Origin of the sequence: Vibrio cortegadensis (assembly GCF_024347395.1) — a bacterium.
GTDB classification, from domain to species: domain Bacteria; phylum Pseudomonadota; class Gammaproteobacteria; order Enterobacterales; family Vibrionaceae; genus Vibrio; species Vibrio cortegadensis.
Genome location: NZ_AP025473.1, coordinates 982292 through 1002039, shown reverse-complemented (window position 1 = coordinate 1002039; position 19748 = coordinate 982292). Strand labels below are relative to the sequence as shown.

At 39.1% G+C, this 19748-nt stretch carries 12 protein-coding genes; 2 read left to right on the top strand and 10 right to left on the bottom strand.

The window, feature by feature from the left end:
- Position 1: 1 nt before the first annotated feature.
- The 6 genes from OCV39_RS18695 to OCV39_RS18670 form a co-directional block, all read right to left on the bottom strand.
- Positions 2–2896 carry a helicase HerA domain-containing protein gene (locus tag OCV39_RS18695; protein ID WP_261889668.1) on the bottom strand — a complete coding sequence of 965 codons (2895 nt, stop codon included), beginning with the start codon at positions 2894–2896 and terminating at the stop codon, positions 2–4.
- A 133-nt stretch (positions 2897–3029) separates the two neighbouring features.
- Positions 3030–3668: a hypothetical protein gene (locus OCV39_RS18690; protein WP_261889667.1), complete on the bottom strand. Its 639-nt coding sequence runs from the start codon at positions 3666–3668 to the stop codon at positions 3030–3032.
- 17 nt (positions 3669–3685) lie between these two features.
- Positions 3686–6478 carry an acetate and sugar kinases/Hsc70/actin family protein gene (locus OCV39_RS18685; RefSeq protein ID WP_261889666.1) on the bottom strand — a complete coding sequence of 931 codons (2793 nt, stop codon included), beginning with the start codon at positions 6476–6478 and terminating at the stop codon, positions 3686–3688.
- Positions 6479–6519: 41 nt separating this feature from the next.
- Positions 6520–7482: a helix-turn-helix transcriptional regulator gene (locus OCV39_RS18680; RefSeq protein WP_261889665.1), complete on the bottom strand. Its 963-nt coding sequence runs from the start codon at positions 7480–7482 to the stop codon at positions 6520–6522.
- A 476-nt stretch (positions 7483–7958) separates the two neighbouring features.
- On the bottom strand, positions 7959–10265 hold the full coding sequence (locus OCV39_RS18675) for a putative bifunctional diguanylate cyclase/phosphodiesterase (protein WP_261889664.1): 2307 nt from the start codon (positions 10263–10265) through the stop codon (positions 7959–7961).
- Positions 10266–11031: 766 nt separating this feature from the next.
- Complete coding sequence (locus tag OCV39_RS18670; protein WP_261890141.1) at positions 11032–12759, bottom strand: bifunctional metallophosphatase/5'-nucleotidase; 1728 nt, start codon at positions 12757–12759, stop codon at positions 11032–11034.
- 372 nt (positions 12760–13131) lie between these two features.
- Between OCV39_RS18670 and OCV39_RS18665 the strand changes: the two genes are divergently transcribed.
- Complete coding sequence (locus tag OCV39_RS18665; protein WP_171756348.1) at positions 13132–14763, top strand: ATP-dependent endonuclease; 1632 nt, start codon at positions 13132–13134, stop codon at positions 14761–14763.
- Positions 14764–14947: 184 nt separating this feature from the next.
- Here the strand turns inward: OCV39_RS18665 and OCV39_RS18660 are convergent, their stop codons facing one another.
- Together OCV39_RS18660 and OCV39_RS18655 are read right to left on the bottom strand one after the other, a co-directional pair.
- Positions 14948–15439, bottom strand: coding sequence for a DUF1097 domain-containing protein (locus tag OCV39_RS18660; RefSeq protein WP_136995335.1), 492 nt, complete (start codon positions 15437–15439; stop codon positions 14948–14950).
- A 206-nt stretch (positions 15440–15645) separates the two neighbouring features.
- Positions 15646–16551 (bottom strand): LysR substrate-binding domain-containing protein, encoded by a 906-nt coding sequence (locus OCV39_RS18655; protein ID WP_136995334.1) that lies wholly within the window; start codon positions 16549–16551, stop codon positions 15646–15648.
- Between the two features lie 289 nt (positions 16552–16840).
- Here OCV39_RS18655 and focA point away from each other — a divergent pair, with 289 nt between their 5' ends.
- The gene (focA, locus tag OCV39_RS18650) at positions 16841–18289 is read left to right on the top strand and encodes a formate transporter FocA (protein WP_017051206.1); all 1449 of its coding nucleotides are present in this window, start codon (positions 16841–16843) and stop codon (positions 18287–18289) included.
- A 261-nt stretch (positions 18290–18550) separates the two neighbouring features.
- On the opposite strand, the gene OCV39_RS18645 is transcribed toward focA, so the two are convergent.
- Both OCV39_RS18645 and OCV39_RS18640 read right to left on the bottom strand, forming a co-directional pair.
- A complete protein-coding gene (locus tag OCV39_RS18645; protein ID WP_261889663.1) occupies positions 18551–19120 on the bottom strand; it encodes a YceI family protein in 570 nt (189 codons plus the stop codon).
- The gene (locus OCV39_RS18640) at positions 19117–19656 is read right to left on the bottom strand and encodes a cytochrome b (RefSeq protein WP_017051204.1); all 540 of its coding nucleotides are present in this window, start codon (positions 19654–19656) and stop codon (positions 19117–19119) included. Before OCV39_RS18640 ends, OCV39_RS18645 begins: the two co-directional genes overlap by 4 nt.
- Positions 19657–19748 lie beyond the last annotated feature (92 nt).

Genomic DNA, 19748 nt, shown 5'->3' with positions numbered 1-19748 from the left:
TTTATATCCTTTTATTTCCGATTATATTGGTTGCTAATGCACTTTTTTGTTTCAGAGTCATTGTTGATTCTGGGTTATCCAACACAGACAAGAGAAACAGGCTTAATCGTTCGTTTCTTGTCTGATATTGCTTATCGTCCTCTTTGGTTTCTCCAATCGGTTTATAGCAAGTTGTCAAAATATATTGGTGTATGTATTCAAGCCCAAAATTCTTGATATAATTCTGCAACTTAAACGTTGATTTTCTATTCTTGACTGTATCAAGCCAAACTGTTGTTGGTGATCCTTCCAAAATCTCCTCAACGACTTCTGCAGATGGCTTGTTTTCTAACAACTCCAGACCTTGAATTATCCCTGTCTGATAATTGTCAGCATAATATTGCAATGCCGCTGTTCTAATTTCTTCAGGAGCAACATCCGACTCTTCCGTTGTGCTAACAAACTCTTTGATTTGAACTTGCAGTGGCTTCGTCATACCAGTGCTAGATAAAATCACACGTCCTGGCTCAAGGTTGGATAAGAAGTCTTTCTGCTCATCCGAAAGTGCCATCGTATTTCCAACTGCCTCTTTATCATCTTGTGCAAACAGTTTATGAATGATTTTAGTATTGGTATTTTTTAATACTTCTGGTGTGAGTTTATTAGGTATTTGATCAACGATGATCAGTGATTCACCATATTTACGCACTTCCGCTAACATATCAGAGAAAGTTTCAACCCCTTGTTTCTTATTCGAACTGTCTCCAACTTCAAACTTAGATAGCAAGCGGTGAGCTTCTTCGATTAAAGTAATGTGCCTAAATTTATCACCACGCTTTCTATACTCTTCATGATTAGCTCGTACTGCCTCATTTAAGTTTGCTAATACAAAACCCATAATCAGTGACTTTTCACTTGGGTTACGTATCTCTTCGAGCTCTAGTATGACATTACGTTGTGCCAACTCTTTAAAGTTGATAGAACGTGGCGTATTTAACATTTGTCCTTTTGAGCCAATTAACAAGCCCTGTAAACGCGCTTTAATTGAGCCGATATAATCTTGCTTCAACCTATCATCAAACCCTTGCTCTTTAACGATCTCTTCAGTCATTGTGATCAGTTCTGCTAAAGTTGGGAACGCGTATACACCTGGAGCAAATGGATCTTCATAGTGGCTGTTTTTTGAGTTTGCTATATTCCAGCCTTTAACCTCATAACAGCGATAAATTGCTGCCTCAATCAGTTGTGGGATAGCAGCTTCCATATCAAAGGCCGATTCAATACTCGCCTTAATCATATCCACTCTTGAGGTAATATTTTCATGAGGGAAAAACTCAAATGGATTCAATCTAAATGGAGCAACATTGTCATTACCTAAGGTAAAAATAAGAATGTCTTTGTGTTTCTTAGTTAATACTCGATATTCGGTTTTCGCGGGCTCAATGACTAAAAATGGCATTTGAGCTGAGTTTAACAACCGGTGACAAGTGGTTGTTTTACCGCTACCTGTGACTCCTGCAATAAAAGTATGCTTATCCAGATCCCGTTTATCAATGCACACTTTTGTTTTTTGAAGCAAGCCACTTTTTATTAAATTACCTAAGAATAACCTATTATCATCCGCGACTTTTCTTGCCAGATTTAACCCAAATTCTACTTCTTCCTTCAGCGTTAAACCAACCACCTCTTTTTGTGGCAAGCCAGCAACAACACTTAATTCATTAGTTGATAACCAATTGCATGAATACTGGCTAAACGGGCTTTTAGACAACAAAATATTGAATTGATGAGTATTTTTATCTTGGGTAACTGCTCCATCTTTTCCTTTTTTAAAAGCCGGAAACTGAAAATTTTTCAGCGTTGTGATCTCATGATTCACTGTTACTTTTTTAAGTGTCAATGGCGATTTATTCGCCTCTTCACCAGAGAAAATGGATTTAGCCGTATTCCCTAATTTTAAAACGCTAGCTTCAGAGTTTGATAACAAATAGATATTTGAAAGATATAAACCTTTATTTTTACCAATTTGAACTCGTTTAAGTAATACATCGTCAATATAATCGACCCACTCTTGTACTGCCTTATCGGAAAATTCACGAGATTCACTTGACGATTTCCCCGTTTGATCCGTTGTACTTGAGCCTATATTTTTTGCAGTCGCTTTTGAATCAGAGGTTCCTTTTGTTTTTGTCTCATTACCACTAGTGTGCTTGTTATGATCGGTCTCAGATGCGCTGCTTGTCGTCCCGCTGTTACTCCCTGAGCTTGAGCTCTCTCCCTTACTCGTTCCTGTCGTTATATTTACAGACTTGCCAGTATTGGTACTAATGCTAGTACCATCAGTTTCACCAGTTGTTCGCGTTGTACTGGATCCTTCGCTTTTTCCTATCGTGTTCGCACTGTTTTCACCACTTTGGATGCTTTTTTTAGCCAAAGGCAATAATTTGTCATAAATTTCATGCAATTGACTTTCTATTTCATTCACATCAGACAATGACAGCGGATCGGCTAGAACAGCAAGACAAAACTGATCACCACTCATAATGTCTACTAAGCGATCTACCCCTTGAAATTGCTCGTTATCTTCATGAACACTAGGTACCCCTTCAAGTTTGGATACCTTAGTGAATCCGGCAACTTCCTCTTTAACTTGTTGCCGTTCCGCTTTGGTTAGTTTCTCAACGACACTGCCTCTAAAGTTACCTTCCAAAGACGGTTTTAAAATGCTTTCACCGATGTCGTCCACATCCAGTGATAACTCACCTTTAAAGCGTTTATCTTTTGCAACACCAAATAAAAACTTAACGCTCTCTCCGTCGCCAATAAGCAGATAAAGAAAAAGAATCCCATCAATATTCAATGAATTTATTACATTTTCAAACGCTTCTTTTCTTGGTAACTCTTCATCAAATGTCACTTCTTTAATGTGGTAAAGAGAAAATTCATGCTCTGCGAGTAAAAACGGTTTTTCTATTACTGAAGATTGACCAGCAACATCAGTACAACCGCCCTTTAATAATTCAATTAACGATTTTTGCGATTCTGACATGTTAAAAATCCTTCATAACGGCTTGGTCAATTTCTTCCGCAGTCATTGATGGATAGGCTTTCTGATAAGCTTTCGCTAAAACATCACCATGCTGGTCTGATTCGTTAAGAGTTAATTCCCCATCGATATAAGCTTCAACATCATCTGGATTTAATCCGCTTTCTGAATAAGACTTAATAATCTCAAGTAGCACTTTAGATTCAACACCTAGCTCGCTTACTTTATTTAAAAATGGCAAAGATATATCTGTGTTTAATTCACTACCAAGAGCTTTGAGAGCAATAGAAGTACCAATAGCTCGACGAACAGTCACATCAATTGAATCACTGCTTAATGTTGACTCATCAACTTTCACATCACTTCTTAAGTAATTGATATAATCATTTATCTGGTCAAAGTCTTCAGGCTTTTTATCTGCGGCCATCGCTTTCGCCCCGAGTTCATCGACTTTCTCACTCGGTTTGAGTACATCAGCAGCTAGGCTTATTCCTTCAATTGTTTTTATGAAATCGGGCAAATTTTGTCCTATCGTCTTTATAATAATTGGCGCATATTTAGCAATCGTAGGACCGATACTTGTCGCTAATTTTGTTATAATAGATACAACTGTTGGAATTGTGGTTGGTGGTATCATTAACATAACTTTTCCTTAAATAATTAAAGTTCTAGATATTGAATATCATTTAGATAAATGTTGTTACCGATATCACCTTCATTAGCGACAACGTATTCGATTCTAGTTGGAGAGACAATTCGGATATACACCAATGCATCATCATCTGTCATATCAAGTTTGATCACTTTTTTCTTAATACTGCTGTCTGATATCGCCACATTACCAGTGCTCGAGGTTGGTTGATCGGTATAAAACAGCTCAAATTTTTGATAACCAGCATCGATAAATTCAATCCACTGATTAAACGTCACTTCTCGATCAACGACTGGTTTAAATTTCAACTTACGTTGCTCACCTAAGTAAAATTTAAAATGAATATCATCACCACCTACGTTGCGGTCGATAACCATTATCTTGCCACCTTCTCGTGATTCAATAAGACCAAAAGCGACACCTGTTTTACCATTTGGTTTTTCTACATCATCTCTATCAGCGCCAAGTGGTGCATATAACTTAAAATGGTTTTTACCGTCGATGTTCCCAATAGCTTCGTTTTGCAATGCTATGTGTTTTTCAAACAGTTCGTTTACAAGGCTCGACTGACTTGAATTTCCTGCTAAGAAAATTTTTACGTCATCAATATCATTTAATGATTCTTGGCTGTTACTAAACGCTAAACGGAGGGCATTGAAAAAATTCTCGACCCCTCTCTCGATTCGGTCAGAAAGCAGAATTTTCAGTTCTTCTTCATCAACATCGAGGGAAAAACCTGTATGCTGAACTCCATCAATATCTGTTAGTGTAATACTTAACTCTCCGGAGGCATCAATGGAGAAGTCATCATGCTCTTCCCAAAATGGACGTAAGGCAATACACAATTTTTTTGTATTATTTCTAGCTTCTTGAGAGTTGCTCAGCAAATGTTCACTGCCTGCAAATGCATCTTTTTCTGGATTTTTTTCAAATTGAATTCGTTGCTGAAGTAATTTGCTTTTGTTGCTTTTAAAGACTTCAAATGCCAATAACTCTAGTAGGTTTTCCCCCCCAAGGAATTGGTCACCGCCCGCGCCAAAATGCTCTATTACATAATCAAAGCGGCGCTCTTTTCCACTCTTTGCTTCTCTAAAAATACCAAAATCAAAATCAGTGGTACCACCACCGAAATCAAATACGCTATAAAAAATACGTTCGTCATCTTCAGGATCAAAATCATAGGCTTTAAATGCCGTTAGCGCGTAGGCTGCTGGTTCACTCGCCCCTTTTGTAACCGTTAATTGAGCAATCGCATCAGCACCCAATTCGGCTGGAAGGGATTTCTTTAAGCCTTTTTCAAAGCTCTCAATAATCTTATCTCGAATAGGCATCTCATAGGTCACTGGGAACGACAGTATGTAGTCCATATAAATGCCATTATTTAAGTTATTGATGTATAAACCCAAATAGTACGCATAAACTTCAATAGGGTTAAAGTCATCATCGCTTAACTCAAGGAAAGGAGGTAAATCGATAATTTTTCCTTGTTGGCCAACAATCTTTAGCTTTCTGTTTTTGTCTCCGGCCCACTGTTTTATCTCATCAAGAAAGGTATTGAATTGGTTTGACTCCGTTCCTTCCATTGCGTTTTTTGCGGTGTGAGAAATAGTGAGATCTTGCCAACGCGTGTACGGTTTGTTGTCTTTAGAATTATAAGCACTAATAAAGGCTTCTAGATCACGAAACTCCATGATGGTCGGGTTTTCATAATGATACGCTTGAATATCAGAACTCAGATCCCCCGTCCCCACACGCATCGGATGAATATTAATATTATCTTTTTGATAGACGACTACGGTACTTTTGGTGCCAAAATCTATCCCAACAACACCATCATTGATGCTTGATTTTGGATCACGAGCCACCATTGGGGTTGGCAATTGAATAACTTGCTCGTTTATCCCTTCTAGTTCATCAGTCCATAAAGACCAATGCCCTAACGCTGTGTCTTCTACCATCTTTGAATGATAAGGCGCAATGTCTGCGCGAATACTATCTTCAAGCAGCAACGTGTCGGTTAATTTCTGTGAAACCATCTTATTTAAAAGTTTCGTGTTGTCACCTAACTCTTGAATTACTGATTTGTTTTTGTAATTTAGTGCAACAATTAATGAGTTGTATAGCTCATTATCTTTAAGTTTGGTTGGGATAAAACCATTAAAAATAACGTTAACGAATAGGCCTTTCAATCCTAGCGATGCAATATTTGATTGAGGTAAATAAGGTACAGAAAAGCCTTGTTCACAATCATTATGACAGCCATTGTCACAGTCCAGACCTTGAACGTTTATATCTTTTTTATATAAACAACCGTAATCAAGAGATAAACGCCCATTGCGAGTATTGAATGGGGTTTTTGTTAGATTCGTCAGTTTTTTAATAATTTCAATACTTGGAATATCCCATTCATTAAAACCATCCTGTATAACAGAATTGATAACTTCTATTACCTCATGATAAGGCTGGCCAGATGAAAACTTGCGACCTTTATTAAAAGATTTAATTTTACTCTCTGAAAGCAACCAAAAGCCTCTAGCTTGCTTATCAAAAAAGATATCACCTTCAAAACCCAACCAACGTTTAGCATTAAAGTCATTTTCTATTTCTGTAAAGCAGGTATTTAGTGCTTTAACTAATGGTGCTGTTTCATCAATTGATACTGAACCATTAACAAAAGCAACAATTTCTTTTTGAACTGTTTCTTCTAAAATTTTCACCATCTTCTCAAATGAAGAATCGACATCCATTTGCTGTGCTGCCTTATTGGACAGCTTCCACTCTGTAATTCGTTTTGTTTTCATTTTATTCTCGACGTGTAAGCCACTGATTAATACGTTGCTATTTATTTCTTAATTTTTATTACATTCCATATATCATCACCAAAGCCTCTTAACCAATGTTCGAGTTGCATTGAGTCAATGACAGTTGCGGTGATGAGATAATGAGAATCCAACTCTTCGACGGTCTGATCTTCTGATAGCGGTGTTTCTAGCAAATGAAACCCCACTTTTTTAGTAATACAAAATTCAACACGACATTGATTTCCTTCACCAAATCCAAATCGGCCATCGTTATCATATTTTGATAAGTTAAAATCAACAGGCCGATCAAAATTAAACGTAGAGCAGACGGCTTTATTAATGCGATGAACTGCTAATGAACGTTCATTATTGTATCCTTTAAATCGACATACCAAATACAAACGGCTTCCTTGCTGCGCAAGTCCTAGAGGCATCACTTCAGATTTTTTATCTTCTTGTTTACCATTCGTATATTCAATATCTAGCCAGCGGTTATGATAAAGAGCTTTGCTAATTTCACTAAATACTTGGTCTTCAACTTTAGGTGGTAAGAGCGGTTGAGTTTCACTGACGAAGCGAACTTTTTTTAACCATTCCCGCTCCTTTGTATTCCCTTCGGATGGTGAAAGATTATTACGCGCGGCTTTAAAGAAGCCATATAGTGATGCCATAACATTCTTTGGCAATAAATTTTGCAAGTAGTCTTCAGCCAAACTTAACAGTAGTGATTCCTGTGGTGACATTAAAGGCAACGCCAACCCCTCACTTTCTGTTTTTAGTGAATACCCATAAGGTTTAGCTCTGTCATCTTTTACAATATCAAAATGCTCACACAACATCTCAAGGTTGCGTTGAACAGTACGAATATCGCGCTGAATACCTATACACTCAAGCTGTTGTTGTAGCTCTAAAGCCGTTACTTTACCTTTACCAGAGCGAGGAATACGTTTTAATAATTCAAATGCAAAAGCGAGCGATTCTTGTGTACTGGAACGTTTTGCCATCAATCAACCTAGTTTTATTTTTTAAATTTGTAACATGCCAGAACAACTTCTCTTAAGTTACACAGCATCATTAATGTAAACCCAATATCTCAAACGCAGTTAAAATTGAACATTAATTAAGCCTACAAGAAATGAAAACTATATATTAATTAAATCTACGACATATCGTGCCGGGTAAGTATAACTATCTGACTTTACACGAAATGTGACTTCCATCCATTTATGAATCGAGAATGTATTTATAGGATTGATTTTTTATCATTTAATTCTGTGATTGTATAATACTTACGCACAATTGAAACTTGAGGGGGGGGGGAACTTAATAGTTGAAGTTAACTTGCTAAAAATTTTATTTTAGACCCTGAATACCCATAGTCTAATTCATCATATGGATTAAATAACGATCATCAATAGTTCGTCATTTGTTGGCGATAAATAGTAATGAAAAATTCAATTTGTATGCCCTTATTTAATGGCTACTTTCCAATATCCAGCACAGCTTCAGGCTGCCTAAAATACACATTAAACTGTGATTTTGGCAGCGGTTTACTGAACAGATATCCTTGGTAAAAAGCACAACCCGCTTGCTCTAAGTATCGCTTCTGTTCTGATGTCTCTACACCTTCAGCTATAATATTAAACCCAAGTTCTTTGGACATCGAAATGATTGTCTTTACAATGCACTGATCATTAGCATCTGACACTAGCTCATTGATAAATGATTTATCGATTTTTAGCTGACTGAGTGGCAATTTTTTAAGGTATTTAAGCGATGAATACCCCGTCCCGAAATCATCCAAAGAGAACTTCACACCACTCTCTCGTAACTCATTCATATGCACAATGGTACTTTCAATATCATCCGCCAGCATGCTTTCCGTTAATTCAAGTTTTAAGCGCCCACTTTGAATATGGTAATCGCTGATTAATTGTTGAATGTGAGCAACAAAATCAAGCTCTTTGAACTGTTTGTAACTCACATTAACAGACAGAGTTAAATGATCTTTTGAGGCATCTTGTTGCCAACGACTTAACTCTTCACAGGCCATTTCTAAAACCATTTTCCCAATAGGAATAATAAGCCCGGTCTTTTCAGCAAGCGGGATAAATTCATTTGGCCCTACCATTCCATTTTCTGGATGAATCCAACGTAACAACCCTTCTGCTCCGATGATGTTGTTATCGTGGTCAACTTGGGGCTGGTAGAATAATTCAAGCTGGTTGTCGCGTACCGCCTTTCTTAATTGAGCTTCCAGCAAAAATTCAGACGCCACATCAATTTGCATTTGAGGATCGAAAACAGAGTAAGTATTTTTTCCTGAGTTTTTAGCCCTATACATCGCAATATCAGCATGTTTGATGAGTTCAGACTCTGAACTCGAGTCATCATCAAATAGGACAATGCCAACACTGACACTACTGTTGTAGATGTACTCTTTAAGCGCATATGGTTTCGACAATATTTCAAGCAGATGATCAACGGTATTTTCAACCGTAAGATTAGATTTCTCTGTATCAACCCCTAATCCAGACAGTAAAATGACAAATTCATCTCCACCAAAACGAGTCAGCACATCACACAGCCTAATACTCTGATTAATTCTAGATGCCGTTTCAATGAGCAGGAGATCACCATATTCATGCCCATGAGCATCGTTAATGCTCTTGAAATCATCAATATCCAAAAACAGCAGTGCATGATGGTTATATTCGTATTCTAGGCTATTTAAAGTTTGACGAATTTGACCAAACAACTCCATTCGATTTGGCAACCCCGTCAAGGCATCATGATTAGCCAGACGCAGCAGCTCTTTCTCTTTTCGCTTTTCGGAACTGGCGATAGTACGAATAAGAAAAAAGATAAAGAAATTATAAAGGAGGAAAACACCTGCATTGAGCGCTAAGTGGTCAAAGTAGCTTTGCAACAAATATTTTTTATCGACTTTAGATACAAACCATACTTCAAGAAAAGGATCATAGTGAGCAACGATTTGTAACTTACTACCAGTCCCCTCAGCCTCGTATTCAAAAACGGAAAAGTAGTCATCACTGTTAACATTCTCGTTCAGACTTCGGAAATAAGAGTCACTTACAGGCTTACTATAATCGACAACTTCACTTTGGGAACTAAATTGTAGAAATCGATCACTTCGAACAATTTCAATCTTATGATAGGGCGCTAAATCATCATGACCATTAAATATTGGTGTATTATCGAGTCGAATACCCGCAGTCATCACAGCAATGGCTTGGGATGCATCTTTCGGGATATAAATCGCTTTACGAATCGGCATCGCTAACGTTATTGAGTCCAGACCATTTATCTCATAATTTTGCCCCGTCGTTATTTTTTTACTATCACGGGCTTGAACGAATGTTTTTCGACTCCCTTCATTGAGCATTAGGTTTGGGACTTTATCAAGATCAAAATTTGAGCTTGCGACAAGTGGTGTCCCATCATAGGCAATAAGCCCTAACCCAATAAAAGCTGGGTTGGTATTCATCGTATGATCAAGTGCAGCATCATGTAATGGCTGTTCTGGAATTTTATGTCGTGCAATAAGCTGAACACCTAAGACATCGAGCAACGACTCTTGGGATTCAAGAAACGCTCGAACAGAGTTGCCGAACAAATCAACATGATTCTTTTGTTTATTAAGTACTGTCTGCTGACTGGATTCCCAACTAGTGTATGACGTATAAAAAAGCAGCATTAAGGATGATATAAAGATGATTGAAAAAATCATCCAGATATTTTTTCTAAGCTGCGCAAATTTTCCCATACCAATACACCAAAGACCTTCAGATTAGCACCTAACATTTTGCTTATCGTACCAGTCGTGAGTACAAAACAAACACACCTTGACACATAACGTGCGGTAACTCACTTTATTATTTCAATGCTTATTATTAAGCTAACTTATGAGTCGATAATCACCCTGCAATATAAAATCCAGAAACATAAAACCAAGCCAATATTCTCAATAGTTTTATCATTGTAGAGAGCTATTCTTACTTGTAACCATACACAAGGTTTCGAGGTTAGCTTTCACTTTCTTGGGGCGGCAATATTTGTGAGTTGGTAAGCGCTTCAATCCATTTATTTACGACAAGTCATTCAGAGTCACTACTTGATTGAGTTTATATTGGGTAAATGTTGAGAACTTGGGAAATGGGCATAAAAAATCCGATAAACAGAGTCTATCGGATTTTTACACATTGATGGGAGCGTTCAATTTCTCTACCGATTAATATCTAAACTGCTCGGCATTAGAGCTCAATGCTCCTTTATTATGCGATTAATCTAGCTCAGACTCCGGCTAACGGAATGAAGTAAACTAATGCTGACCAAATCGATACCCATCCAATAATGACGGCAGTATCTAACCAATCTTTATACCACATATTGTCCCCTTGCCTCTCCGCGATCTACACATACAAAACGCAAATAAAACTGATATAGATAAAGCAAGGTTTGTGCCATAAGAGATATTGTGAATATCGCCTATTGAGGAGATCCACCCCAGCCGATTGCAATTAATTTGAACATTACTTCTGGCAAGAGATCCCTTTTTCATTCAGCTTTTCTGGGCAATCCGTCAGCATTTGTTGAAAACAGTCCGCCATTGATAGGTTGGTGATAATACCTTCTTCTTTCATGTCCAGAACCGCCTCATAACCTTCTTTCCCTTTCATGGTATAAGCGGAAGACGTTCCTCGATATAACTTCTTGGAATCAACGGGTTGCCAGCCATATTTAGCGCTGTATATTTTCAGGCTTTCAATACGCTGACCTACCCTCTTATCCGCACAGTAATTAAATGCAAGGTTGTGAGTATAAGGGTAACTGCCTGACCCGGTTCCTTCTACTCCGTTGTTCGTGGCATTATTAATCGCCCCTTCTAACATCAGTTCAATGGTCTTCCCGGATACATCATAAACACCAATTGGTACGGCAAAAGGCAGCAATTTTCCGGCAATGTCGGCAATCGATACATCGCCTGCATTAAGAGAGTTTCTGACCCCCCCTGCATTATGTATCGCAAATTCAGCATTCATTCCCCTCTTATTCATGGCATGAACAAAAGATTCAGCAACTAACGGGGCCAGCTCACTTGCCCCCTGCTCATCGGGAATTCGTACATGTCGCAATTTCCTTGGGGTGTAGCTGATGATCTGCTGCTGAAGTTGTCGTACTTTTGGGATGTACTTATCACGCAGAATACTCTGTAACTGCTCGTCTTTTTTACATACCACAACATTAGGGTGATTCCCTAAATAGTCACAAGCAGCAACATGAGCTTCATCAGTTCCCATTTCATTGAGACTTGGATCTAGAAATAGCCGCCTTCCTAATAAAATATCATTCTGGCCGACAAAACGAGTCACATGACCATTCGCATCAAAATCAATCTCACAATGCCCTAAACTTAGCGCATGAAAGCCTGCCTGAACGATGTAAGTATTATCAACTTTAACGCCATATTCATCATCTTTTGCGAGACCGATCCCAGAGAAGTCTCCTTGCAATCTATGGCTATGTCCACCAACAATAATGCTAATGCCTTGAACCTGAGAAGCAAGTTCAAGATCGGCCTCATAGCCTAAATGGCTCAGTAAAATAATTTTATTGATACCTTGAGAGTGGATCTGTTCTACGGTATTTCGCGCGGTTAGAATCGCATTAGCAAAGGGGGTATCAGAATCCGGATTCGCAATGTCGGCCATTTTATCTAAAGACAATCCAAAAATAGCGACGACTTCATCATCAAAGGTTTTAGTGATGTATTGGGCAGATTGCGTAGCAGGAATATACGAACAAACTCGTTGATTTTGGGCTAATGTAAAGGCTTTATCTTGGTTTTCATTGGATAGATCCCAGTTCCCTGCAAGCAAGGGAAAATCAATACGCTGGGCGAATTGAGCAACAGGTTCATTGCCCATATCCAATTCATGATTGCCTAACGTCATGGCATCGATCTGAAGCCCATTCAATAAATCAGCGTTTGCTTCCCCTTTAAATAGGGAGAAATACAACGTTCCTTGAAAACAGTCACCTGCATGCAAAAAGAGGAAACCTTTTTTCTGCCTATGAGCTTCACTTTTGAGTTGCTGAGCTCTTGTGGAGATTCGAGCAAAACCACCAGCACTCACATACGGCTCTAATACACTACCAGCAATAGGAAGGGTTAACTGTAATGACGTAGGTTCAAAATAAGAATGGGTGTCATTGATATGCGCCAGCGTTATTTTTACTGGTTTGTTCTCTTTTATCATCATCTGTTCTTTCTCAATTATTCCACCCAATACTAAGGGCTGAATCATGACAGAATCGTGAATTTTATGAAACTGGTATGCAAAGAAATTTATCTTCCATATTTGTGGTCTATTTAGAAAAGCGTTCTCATTCGGTTCAAAAGTAGAGAAGCAAAGGCTTAGTTTGATGTAATCAAATACGAAATGTGACACAAAAGCCTACATGCTCTGAATTTATCGATTATGCTAATCATGTGCGATTTATATTCTAAACCTGTTTACATTCATATAATTACCGGGAATAGATTATGGCTTTTCCCGGTATTGATTAGGTTTAATATCAATAAAGATTGAAACCGTCTGCAGGTTCTCGCGTTTTTAAGGAGTGATTCTATGCAATTAGACAGAATCGAAATTTCTGGATTCCGTGGTATTAAGCGCTTGTCGTTAAAATTCGATGAACTCACGACCCTCATTGGGGAAAATACGTGGGGTAAATCTTCTCTCCTCGATGCTCTTTCCGTTGCACTACCAGCAAATGGCGTACTTTATCAATTTGAAATGCAAGACTTTCATGTTGACTATTCGATCTCTCATCCACAAACCCAACATTTACAGATCGTGTTAAGTTTAAAGGCGAATGATAAAAGCGAACTTAAAGCAGGTCGCTATAGAAAACTAAAACCAATTTGGATTGAAGATGAAGATGGTGACTACCGCATCTTCTATCGTATTAGTGCGACTCTCGATCAATACGCCATTGAGACGCACTATATGTTTTTGGATATCGAAGGTAAGCCGCTTAAGCTTCATCACTCCGAGAAGTTAGCTCAAGAGTTAATGACTCTGCACCCTGTGATTCGCCTGCGTGATTCACGTCATTTTGAGCGTCCATTCAATCACACCAATGGCAAGAACGGACGCGTCGAAAAACGTATCGACAACACGTGTCGTCGTTTAATGGCGATCCCAGGGCATGTCAATAAAGGAGAAATGCGCAGCAGCTTAAACTCAATGGAAACCCTGGTTGATCACTACTTTTCTTTTAAAAATCAATCGCGGAAAAATCCAAGAAAACCTCGTGACGGCCTGTTTTTCACAAGCAATACCAATGAGCAGAATGTCACTCAATTCGTTGAAGAGACCAAAAACAAGCAGACTCGCTTGTTGTTTATGGGCTTACTAAATGCCTATTTACAAGCTAAAGGGCCTAACGAACTTCGCCGATGCGCCCGCCCGCTATTAATTATCGAAGATCCAGAAGGTCGATTGCACCCCACCCATCTCTCTAGAGCTTGGGGGTTATTGCAACTACTCCCAATGCAAAAAATTCTTACGACTAACAGTGGCGACTTGCTCGGTTCTGTCCCTCTGCAATCAATTCGCCGTTTAGTCCGGCAGTCCGATAAAACCATCGCGACCAGTTTAATGACCAATAAACTTAGCAAGGATGAGCTGCGTAGAATTGGCTTTCACATTCGCTTTCATCGTACTGGCGCTCTGTTTGCTCGTTGTTGGTTATTGGTTGAAGGTGAAACAGAAGTTTGGTTATTTAACGAACTGGCGAATCAATGTGGCTATAACCTTGCGGCTGAAGGGGTACAAATCATTGAGTTCGCACAGTCTGGTTTAAAATCGTTGATCAAAGTGGCAAAAGCGTTTGGTATCGATTGGCATGTGGTGACGGACGGTGATGCTGCAGGTAAAAAATATGCGGCAACGGTACATTCACAACTAGGGAACGATCAAGAGAGGCATAGGCTTACCGAATTGCCGGAAAAAGACATTGAACACTATCTTTACAATAATGGCTTCGAGTTGTTTTTCAAAGATATGATAAAAATCCCACACGATCACCCGATACCTGCCAAAAAGGTAGTGGCCCGAGTGCTTAAAAAACATGCCAAGCCGGATCTCGCTCTGGCAATCGTTTCTCATTGTGAAGACAAAGGAGTTGAATGTATCCCACTATTACTACGTTGGACACTTAAACGTGTTATCACCATGGCAAACGGTAATACGTAAACTGCTTTGCTATCTCTAATTAATATTGTGAAATCGAAAATAAAACCAGTATTAATTGCTGCTATCCAACTATAAAAAATGGCACACCACTACGGTGTGCCATGTATCAAATCATTTGATATACAGATACAAATTAATCGGGGGATTATCAAACTCTATCTACTTAGTTAACCACCCATTGAAATCATGACTGAGTTTCAACAGTTTGTTTGGTAAGAGAAGTCGATTGACTTGATTTTTGATGAAGCCAAAGGCCAGATGCTTTCATTAGGTAACCAAATACGCCACCTAAGATTAAAGATGGGATCACCAGTTGCCAATCTCCACCTGCTGCAAATGTTGCACATGAGCCAATGAATGTCCCTGGAATATATGCCAGCCAAGCTTGTTTCGCTTGAATGCACATAAAGAAAGCAACAATTGCTGTAACGACATAACCTAAGATTTCTAGACCAGCAAAGGTTGAACCATGGATAATCACCATCGCCCAAAACACACCACTCATATTCGTTAATAAGCTTTCTATTAAACCTTTTACACCACCCGTTGGGGAAGCGAAATAGCTCGTACAGCCAAGGAAACCCGCCCAAGATAGAAGCCCTAGTGAAATCGCAATCCAACCCCAAAGGCCAGATAGAATTCCGGTAGTTAACGATATAGCAAATAGTGTACTCATATAGCCCTCATTCAAATCATGCGTTACAAAGTATGTAACCGTCTGGATTTGGCATCAGTAAAATCAGAGTAAATAATATCTGATGCCAACCCCAAGACGAGTGATCAAAGTCACAAATGACATGTTGAGACATACATGTTTTTCATTAAAAGTTTGACGCAACCGATAAAACAACAGAATTACGACATAATAAAATCAAACCGTATTCATAGAATGTATGGTTTTCCTTTCATCATTCTCAATCCTTCACGTTTAATGCATTCCACTAATGGGTTCTCTGCCATGTCTACACGCCAAATAAATGAGAGTGTTCTGTCCATTTTCAATTCAGGTACATTTAGTGCGACAAGCTCACCATTATCAATGAAGCGTTCTACATCAAGATAAGGTAAACAAGTTAAGTATTGACCATTGGCAACTAAGCTACGCAGAACTGGCACATGCTCATACTCTCGCCATACATCAAGATCACCAATTAGATGATGAATAGAGCTATCAAAAATATTGCGAGTACCCGATCCATGTTCTCTTAATACCCATTTTGCTTGTTCTAACTGAGCTAAGCTTACTGTTTCACGTTTAGCAAATGGATGATGTGCCGCGGCGACTACGATTAAGTGATCTCGGCACCAGATCTCTTGATGGATTCGATTGTCATCACAACGCCCTTCGATGATTCCCAAGTCATATTTATAATCCAGAACATCTTCGATAACACCCTTGGTACTTTGGACCCCTAGCGTGATCCGCATCTCAGGAAAGTCGTTATCAATAATACTGATAAGGTCTGGCACCAAGTGCTCCGCTGGTGTTTGGCTTGCGCCTAGATTAATTTCGCCACTCAATAAGTGCTGCTCGAAAAAACCCATTTCGATTTGTTGTGCATCTTGAAGAAGACGCTTCGCTTTGGGCCTTAACCATATTCCCCAATGTGTAAGCGCCATTTGCTTCCCTTGCCTTTCAAACAAAGGTCTCCCAAGCATTTTCTCCAATTGAGCGAGTGACATACTGGTTGCAGACTGAGTTAATGCAAGCTTATCGGCGGCCTGGCTAACACTGCCAGAGTCAGATACTGCGTCAAATACCGCGAGTTGCTTTAATGAATAGCGCAAAGTTAGGTCCTTTTACATCTAAACGAGTGGAAATATGCGTTTTTATTACTTCAAACACCCTATCGATAAAACCGATGTCTGAGCAACTAATTGCATTTTACGCATACTTTTATCTATATCAATAAATTTGATACGAATTGTCAGAATTATCAATTTTACCTGTTGACCACTTCCTCATAATCTAAGTGGGAAGCGCAGCAATGGCTACGCTGATTTTAGATTCATCTCTTCAAATATGCAGAAACACTTATTAAGGAGCATTCAATGTTCAACTGTTCAAGGAGCCAATATGTCTACTGCTAGTTCTGAAAACCATCAGCTATTTTCGCCTTATGAAATGATGGCAGAAGCAGAAAAATTTGCGCTTAGTAAAGCCAAGAAAACCAGTGGTATGACTTTGAGCCTGGCTGTCATGGCAGGTGCATTTATCGGACTTGCTTTTCTTTTCTATATCACGGTTACAACGGGCAGTGCAGACGCAGGATGGGGCTTAAGCCGATTCGCTGGCGGGCTTGCTTTTAGTATGGGCTTAATTTTGATTGTTATCTGTGGTGGTGAGCTTTTTACCAGTTCAGTACTTTCCAGTATTTCTTGGGCAAATAAACAGATCAGTTTTGGCAAGATGCTATCGATATGGGGAAAGGTTTATGTCGGTAACTTCATCGGCGCAATGTTTCTTCTTTTATTAGTCACCGCCGCAGGTCTGTACCAAATGGATCATGGGCAATGGGGATTAAACGCTTTAAACATTGCACAACACAAACTTCACCATAGCGTAGTGCAAGCTTTTGCTCTGGGTATTTTATGTAACTTATTAGTTTGTTTAGCTATCTGGTTAACATTTAGCTCTGCAAACGCAATGACAAAAGCCGCCATGACGATTCTACCCGTTGCGATGTTTGTCAGCAGTGGCTTTGAGCACTGTGTCGCGAATATGTTCATGGTGCCGCTTGGTATTGTTATTCAAAACTTTGCTCCTGAATCATTTTGGTCACAAGTTGGTGTTAGTGCGAGTCAATATGCTGATTTAAACATTACTCAATTTGTCACTGCGAATCTTATTCCTGTAACCCTTGGCAATATTGTCGGTGGAGCCGTTCTTGTCGGCCTCGCAAACTGGAGTATCTACCGTCGCCCACAACTAAAAGCTGCAAACCTAGCAACAATAACTCAACCAACAACAATTACGTCAGTTAAGGATATTACTATGAACAACAACCTACTTGTAAAAGACATCATGGCAAGCAACTCAATTTCTCTAAGTGCTGAAATGCCAACATCTGTCGCAATTGATACTCTGCTTGATCACAACTTAAATGGCGCACCAGTTTGCGACGTTGAAGGTCGTCTAGTCGGATTCTTCTCTGTTCATGATGTAATGGTTGACCTTTGGTGCCAAGATTACATTCCAGCTAAAGATCAAAAAGTTGTCGATTTAATGAATCGTGATGTAGTGGCGATGGATTCATCTGATCGCTTGGTTGATGTTGCTGAATTCCTTTGCATTGATAAAGACCAGCTTTTCCCAACATCAGGCATGGGCATTGCGACTCAACTAACATCACTCTCTTTAGAAGAACGCGCAAAGAGCATGCAAGTTAGCAAACCTCATGCACTTCCTGTTCTAGAGAATGGTCAAATGGTTGGTGTGATTTCAAGAATGGATGTATTGAAAGCATTACGCCCAGTATACGGTGAAAGACTGAACATTGTTGAGCGTGAACTAGAAACCGCTTAATAGGTACAACTTCGTATCCATTAACAATAAACATGGTTTTTGAATCGCAGACATATTGAGTTCATAAGAACATACAAGGAAATAAGTCGCTTTGAGTTCATGTAATATTCACTATTAGCATTCCAAACCATCAAGCCCTCGGCAGTTCATCACTACCGAGGGCTTTTTCTATTTAGAGTGCATTTCTATTTAAAATGCTTTTTTTAGCGCACTTTAACGTTGAAAGGCATCACGTCTATCTATCACTCGAATGTGAAGACGCTATTTTTTAACACCTTCTACATGTAACTCCATATCAACGTAGCTTGAGCTTCCCATAACAGCAATGCCAAAATCAGCTAATTCAAGACGAGTGGTACCATTAAACCCAGCACGCTCTCCACCCCATGGGTCGCTGCCTGCACCAATAAATTCTGCATTAATCGTTATAGGCTGAGTTTTCCCGTGCAATGTAAGATTCCCCATAATATCAAGCTTACCATTACCTTTATCGACAACTTTTGAGCTACTAAAGGTCGCTTCACCAAATTTACTTGCATCAATAAAGTCAGCACTTCGGATATGCTTATCGCGCTCTGCATGGTTTGAGTCTAAACTTGCGGTGTTAACCGTCACGTTCACTTTCGATGCTTCGATGTTATTACCATCATAAGAAAACTCACCACCAAAATCATTAAAGCGACCTTTGATGAAGCTATATCCTAAATGACTAATTTTAAAATTGATCGATGCGTGTGCACCCTTAGTATCAATCATGTAATCGGCTGCGCTTGCACTAAAAGGTGCCGCCATAACAAGTGCTAATCCAGTAGCAAGTAGTGTTTTTTTCATTTTGAAGCTCCTATCATTTTGCGTAGCGTATTGTCTTTATCAATAATGTGATGTTTTAAAGCAGCAAGTGCATGAACAGATGCAAGTCCAACTAAAATACAAGCGGTGTAATAATGTATATTGCCAGCGATGTCTGATTGATTAGCAAAGAGTTCACCTAGGCTTGGTACGGTAAACCAAGTGAAAACATCAATACCTCTTCCGTCGGAAGTTGAAATCAGATAACCAGATACAAAAAGAACGAATAATAAAACGTACATAAGTAGATGCACTATTTTTGCAGTAATCACTTCGTATGCTTTACCTTCTACTTTTGGTGACGCCGTAACACGCTTCCAAAGCATCCTGCCTAACGTAACAATGGCAAGAATAATACCGACTGAACGGTGCCAGTCTGGAGCCGTTTTATACCACTCACTATAGTAAGTGAGATCAACCATCCACAGGCCTATTCCAAACATGCCAAAAATCGTAATCGCCGAAACCCAATGAAGGAGTCGAGATACCACATTGTAATTTTTCACTGTATTATTCATATTACTGCCCAAGAATTGTACTCACTGCATGTTGCTAAAATTCGATACCAAACCAAAAAGTAACATCAAGGTAACATTCCGCATTTGGATGA

Bases quoted from the DNA above. Each gene is read 5' to 3' on its own strand.
- OCV39_RS18690 (WP_261889667.1), bottom strand. From the start codon at position 3,668: ATGTTAATGATACCACCAACCACAATTCCAACAGTTGTATCTATTATA.
- OCV39_RS18685 (WP_261889666.1), bottom strand. From the start codon at position 6,478: ATGAAAACAAAACGAATTACAGAGTGGAAGCTGTCCAATAAGGCAGCA.
- OCV39_RS18680 (WP_261889665.1), bottom strand. From the start codon at position 7,482: ATGGCAAAACGTTCCAGTACACAAGAATCGCTCGCTTTTGCATTTGAA.
- OCV39_RS18675 (WP_261889664.1), bottom strand. From the start codon at position 10,265: ATGGGAAAATTTGCGCAGCTTAGAAAAAATATCTGGATGATTTTTTCA.
- OCV39_RS18670 (WP_261890141.1), bottom strand. From the start codon at position 12,759: ATGATAAAAGAGAACAAACCAGTAAAAATAACGCTGGCGCATATCAAT.
- OCV39_RS18665 (WP_171756348.1), top strand. From the start codon at position 13,132: ATGCAATTAGACAGAATCGAAATTTCTGGATTCCGTGGTATTAAGCGC.
- OCV39_RS18660 (WP_136995335.1), bottom strand. From the start codon at position 15,439: ATGAGTACACTATTTGCTATATCGTTAACTACCGGAATTCTATCTGGC.
- focA (WP_017051206.1), top strand. From the start codon at position 16,841: ATGTCTACTGCTAGTTCTGAAAACCATCAGCTATTTTCGCCTTATGAA.
- OCV39_RS18645 (WP_261889663.1), bottom strand. From the start codon at position 19,120: ATGAAAAAAACACTACTTGCTACTGGATTAGCACTTGTTATGGCGGCA.
- OCV39_RS18640 (WP_017051204.1), bottom strand. From the start codon at position 19,656: ATGAATAATACAGTGAAAAATTACAATGTGGTATCTCGACTCCTTCAT.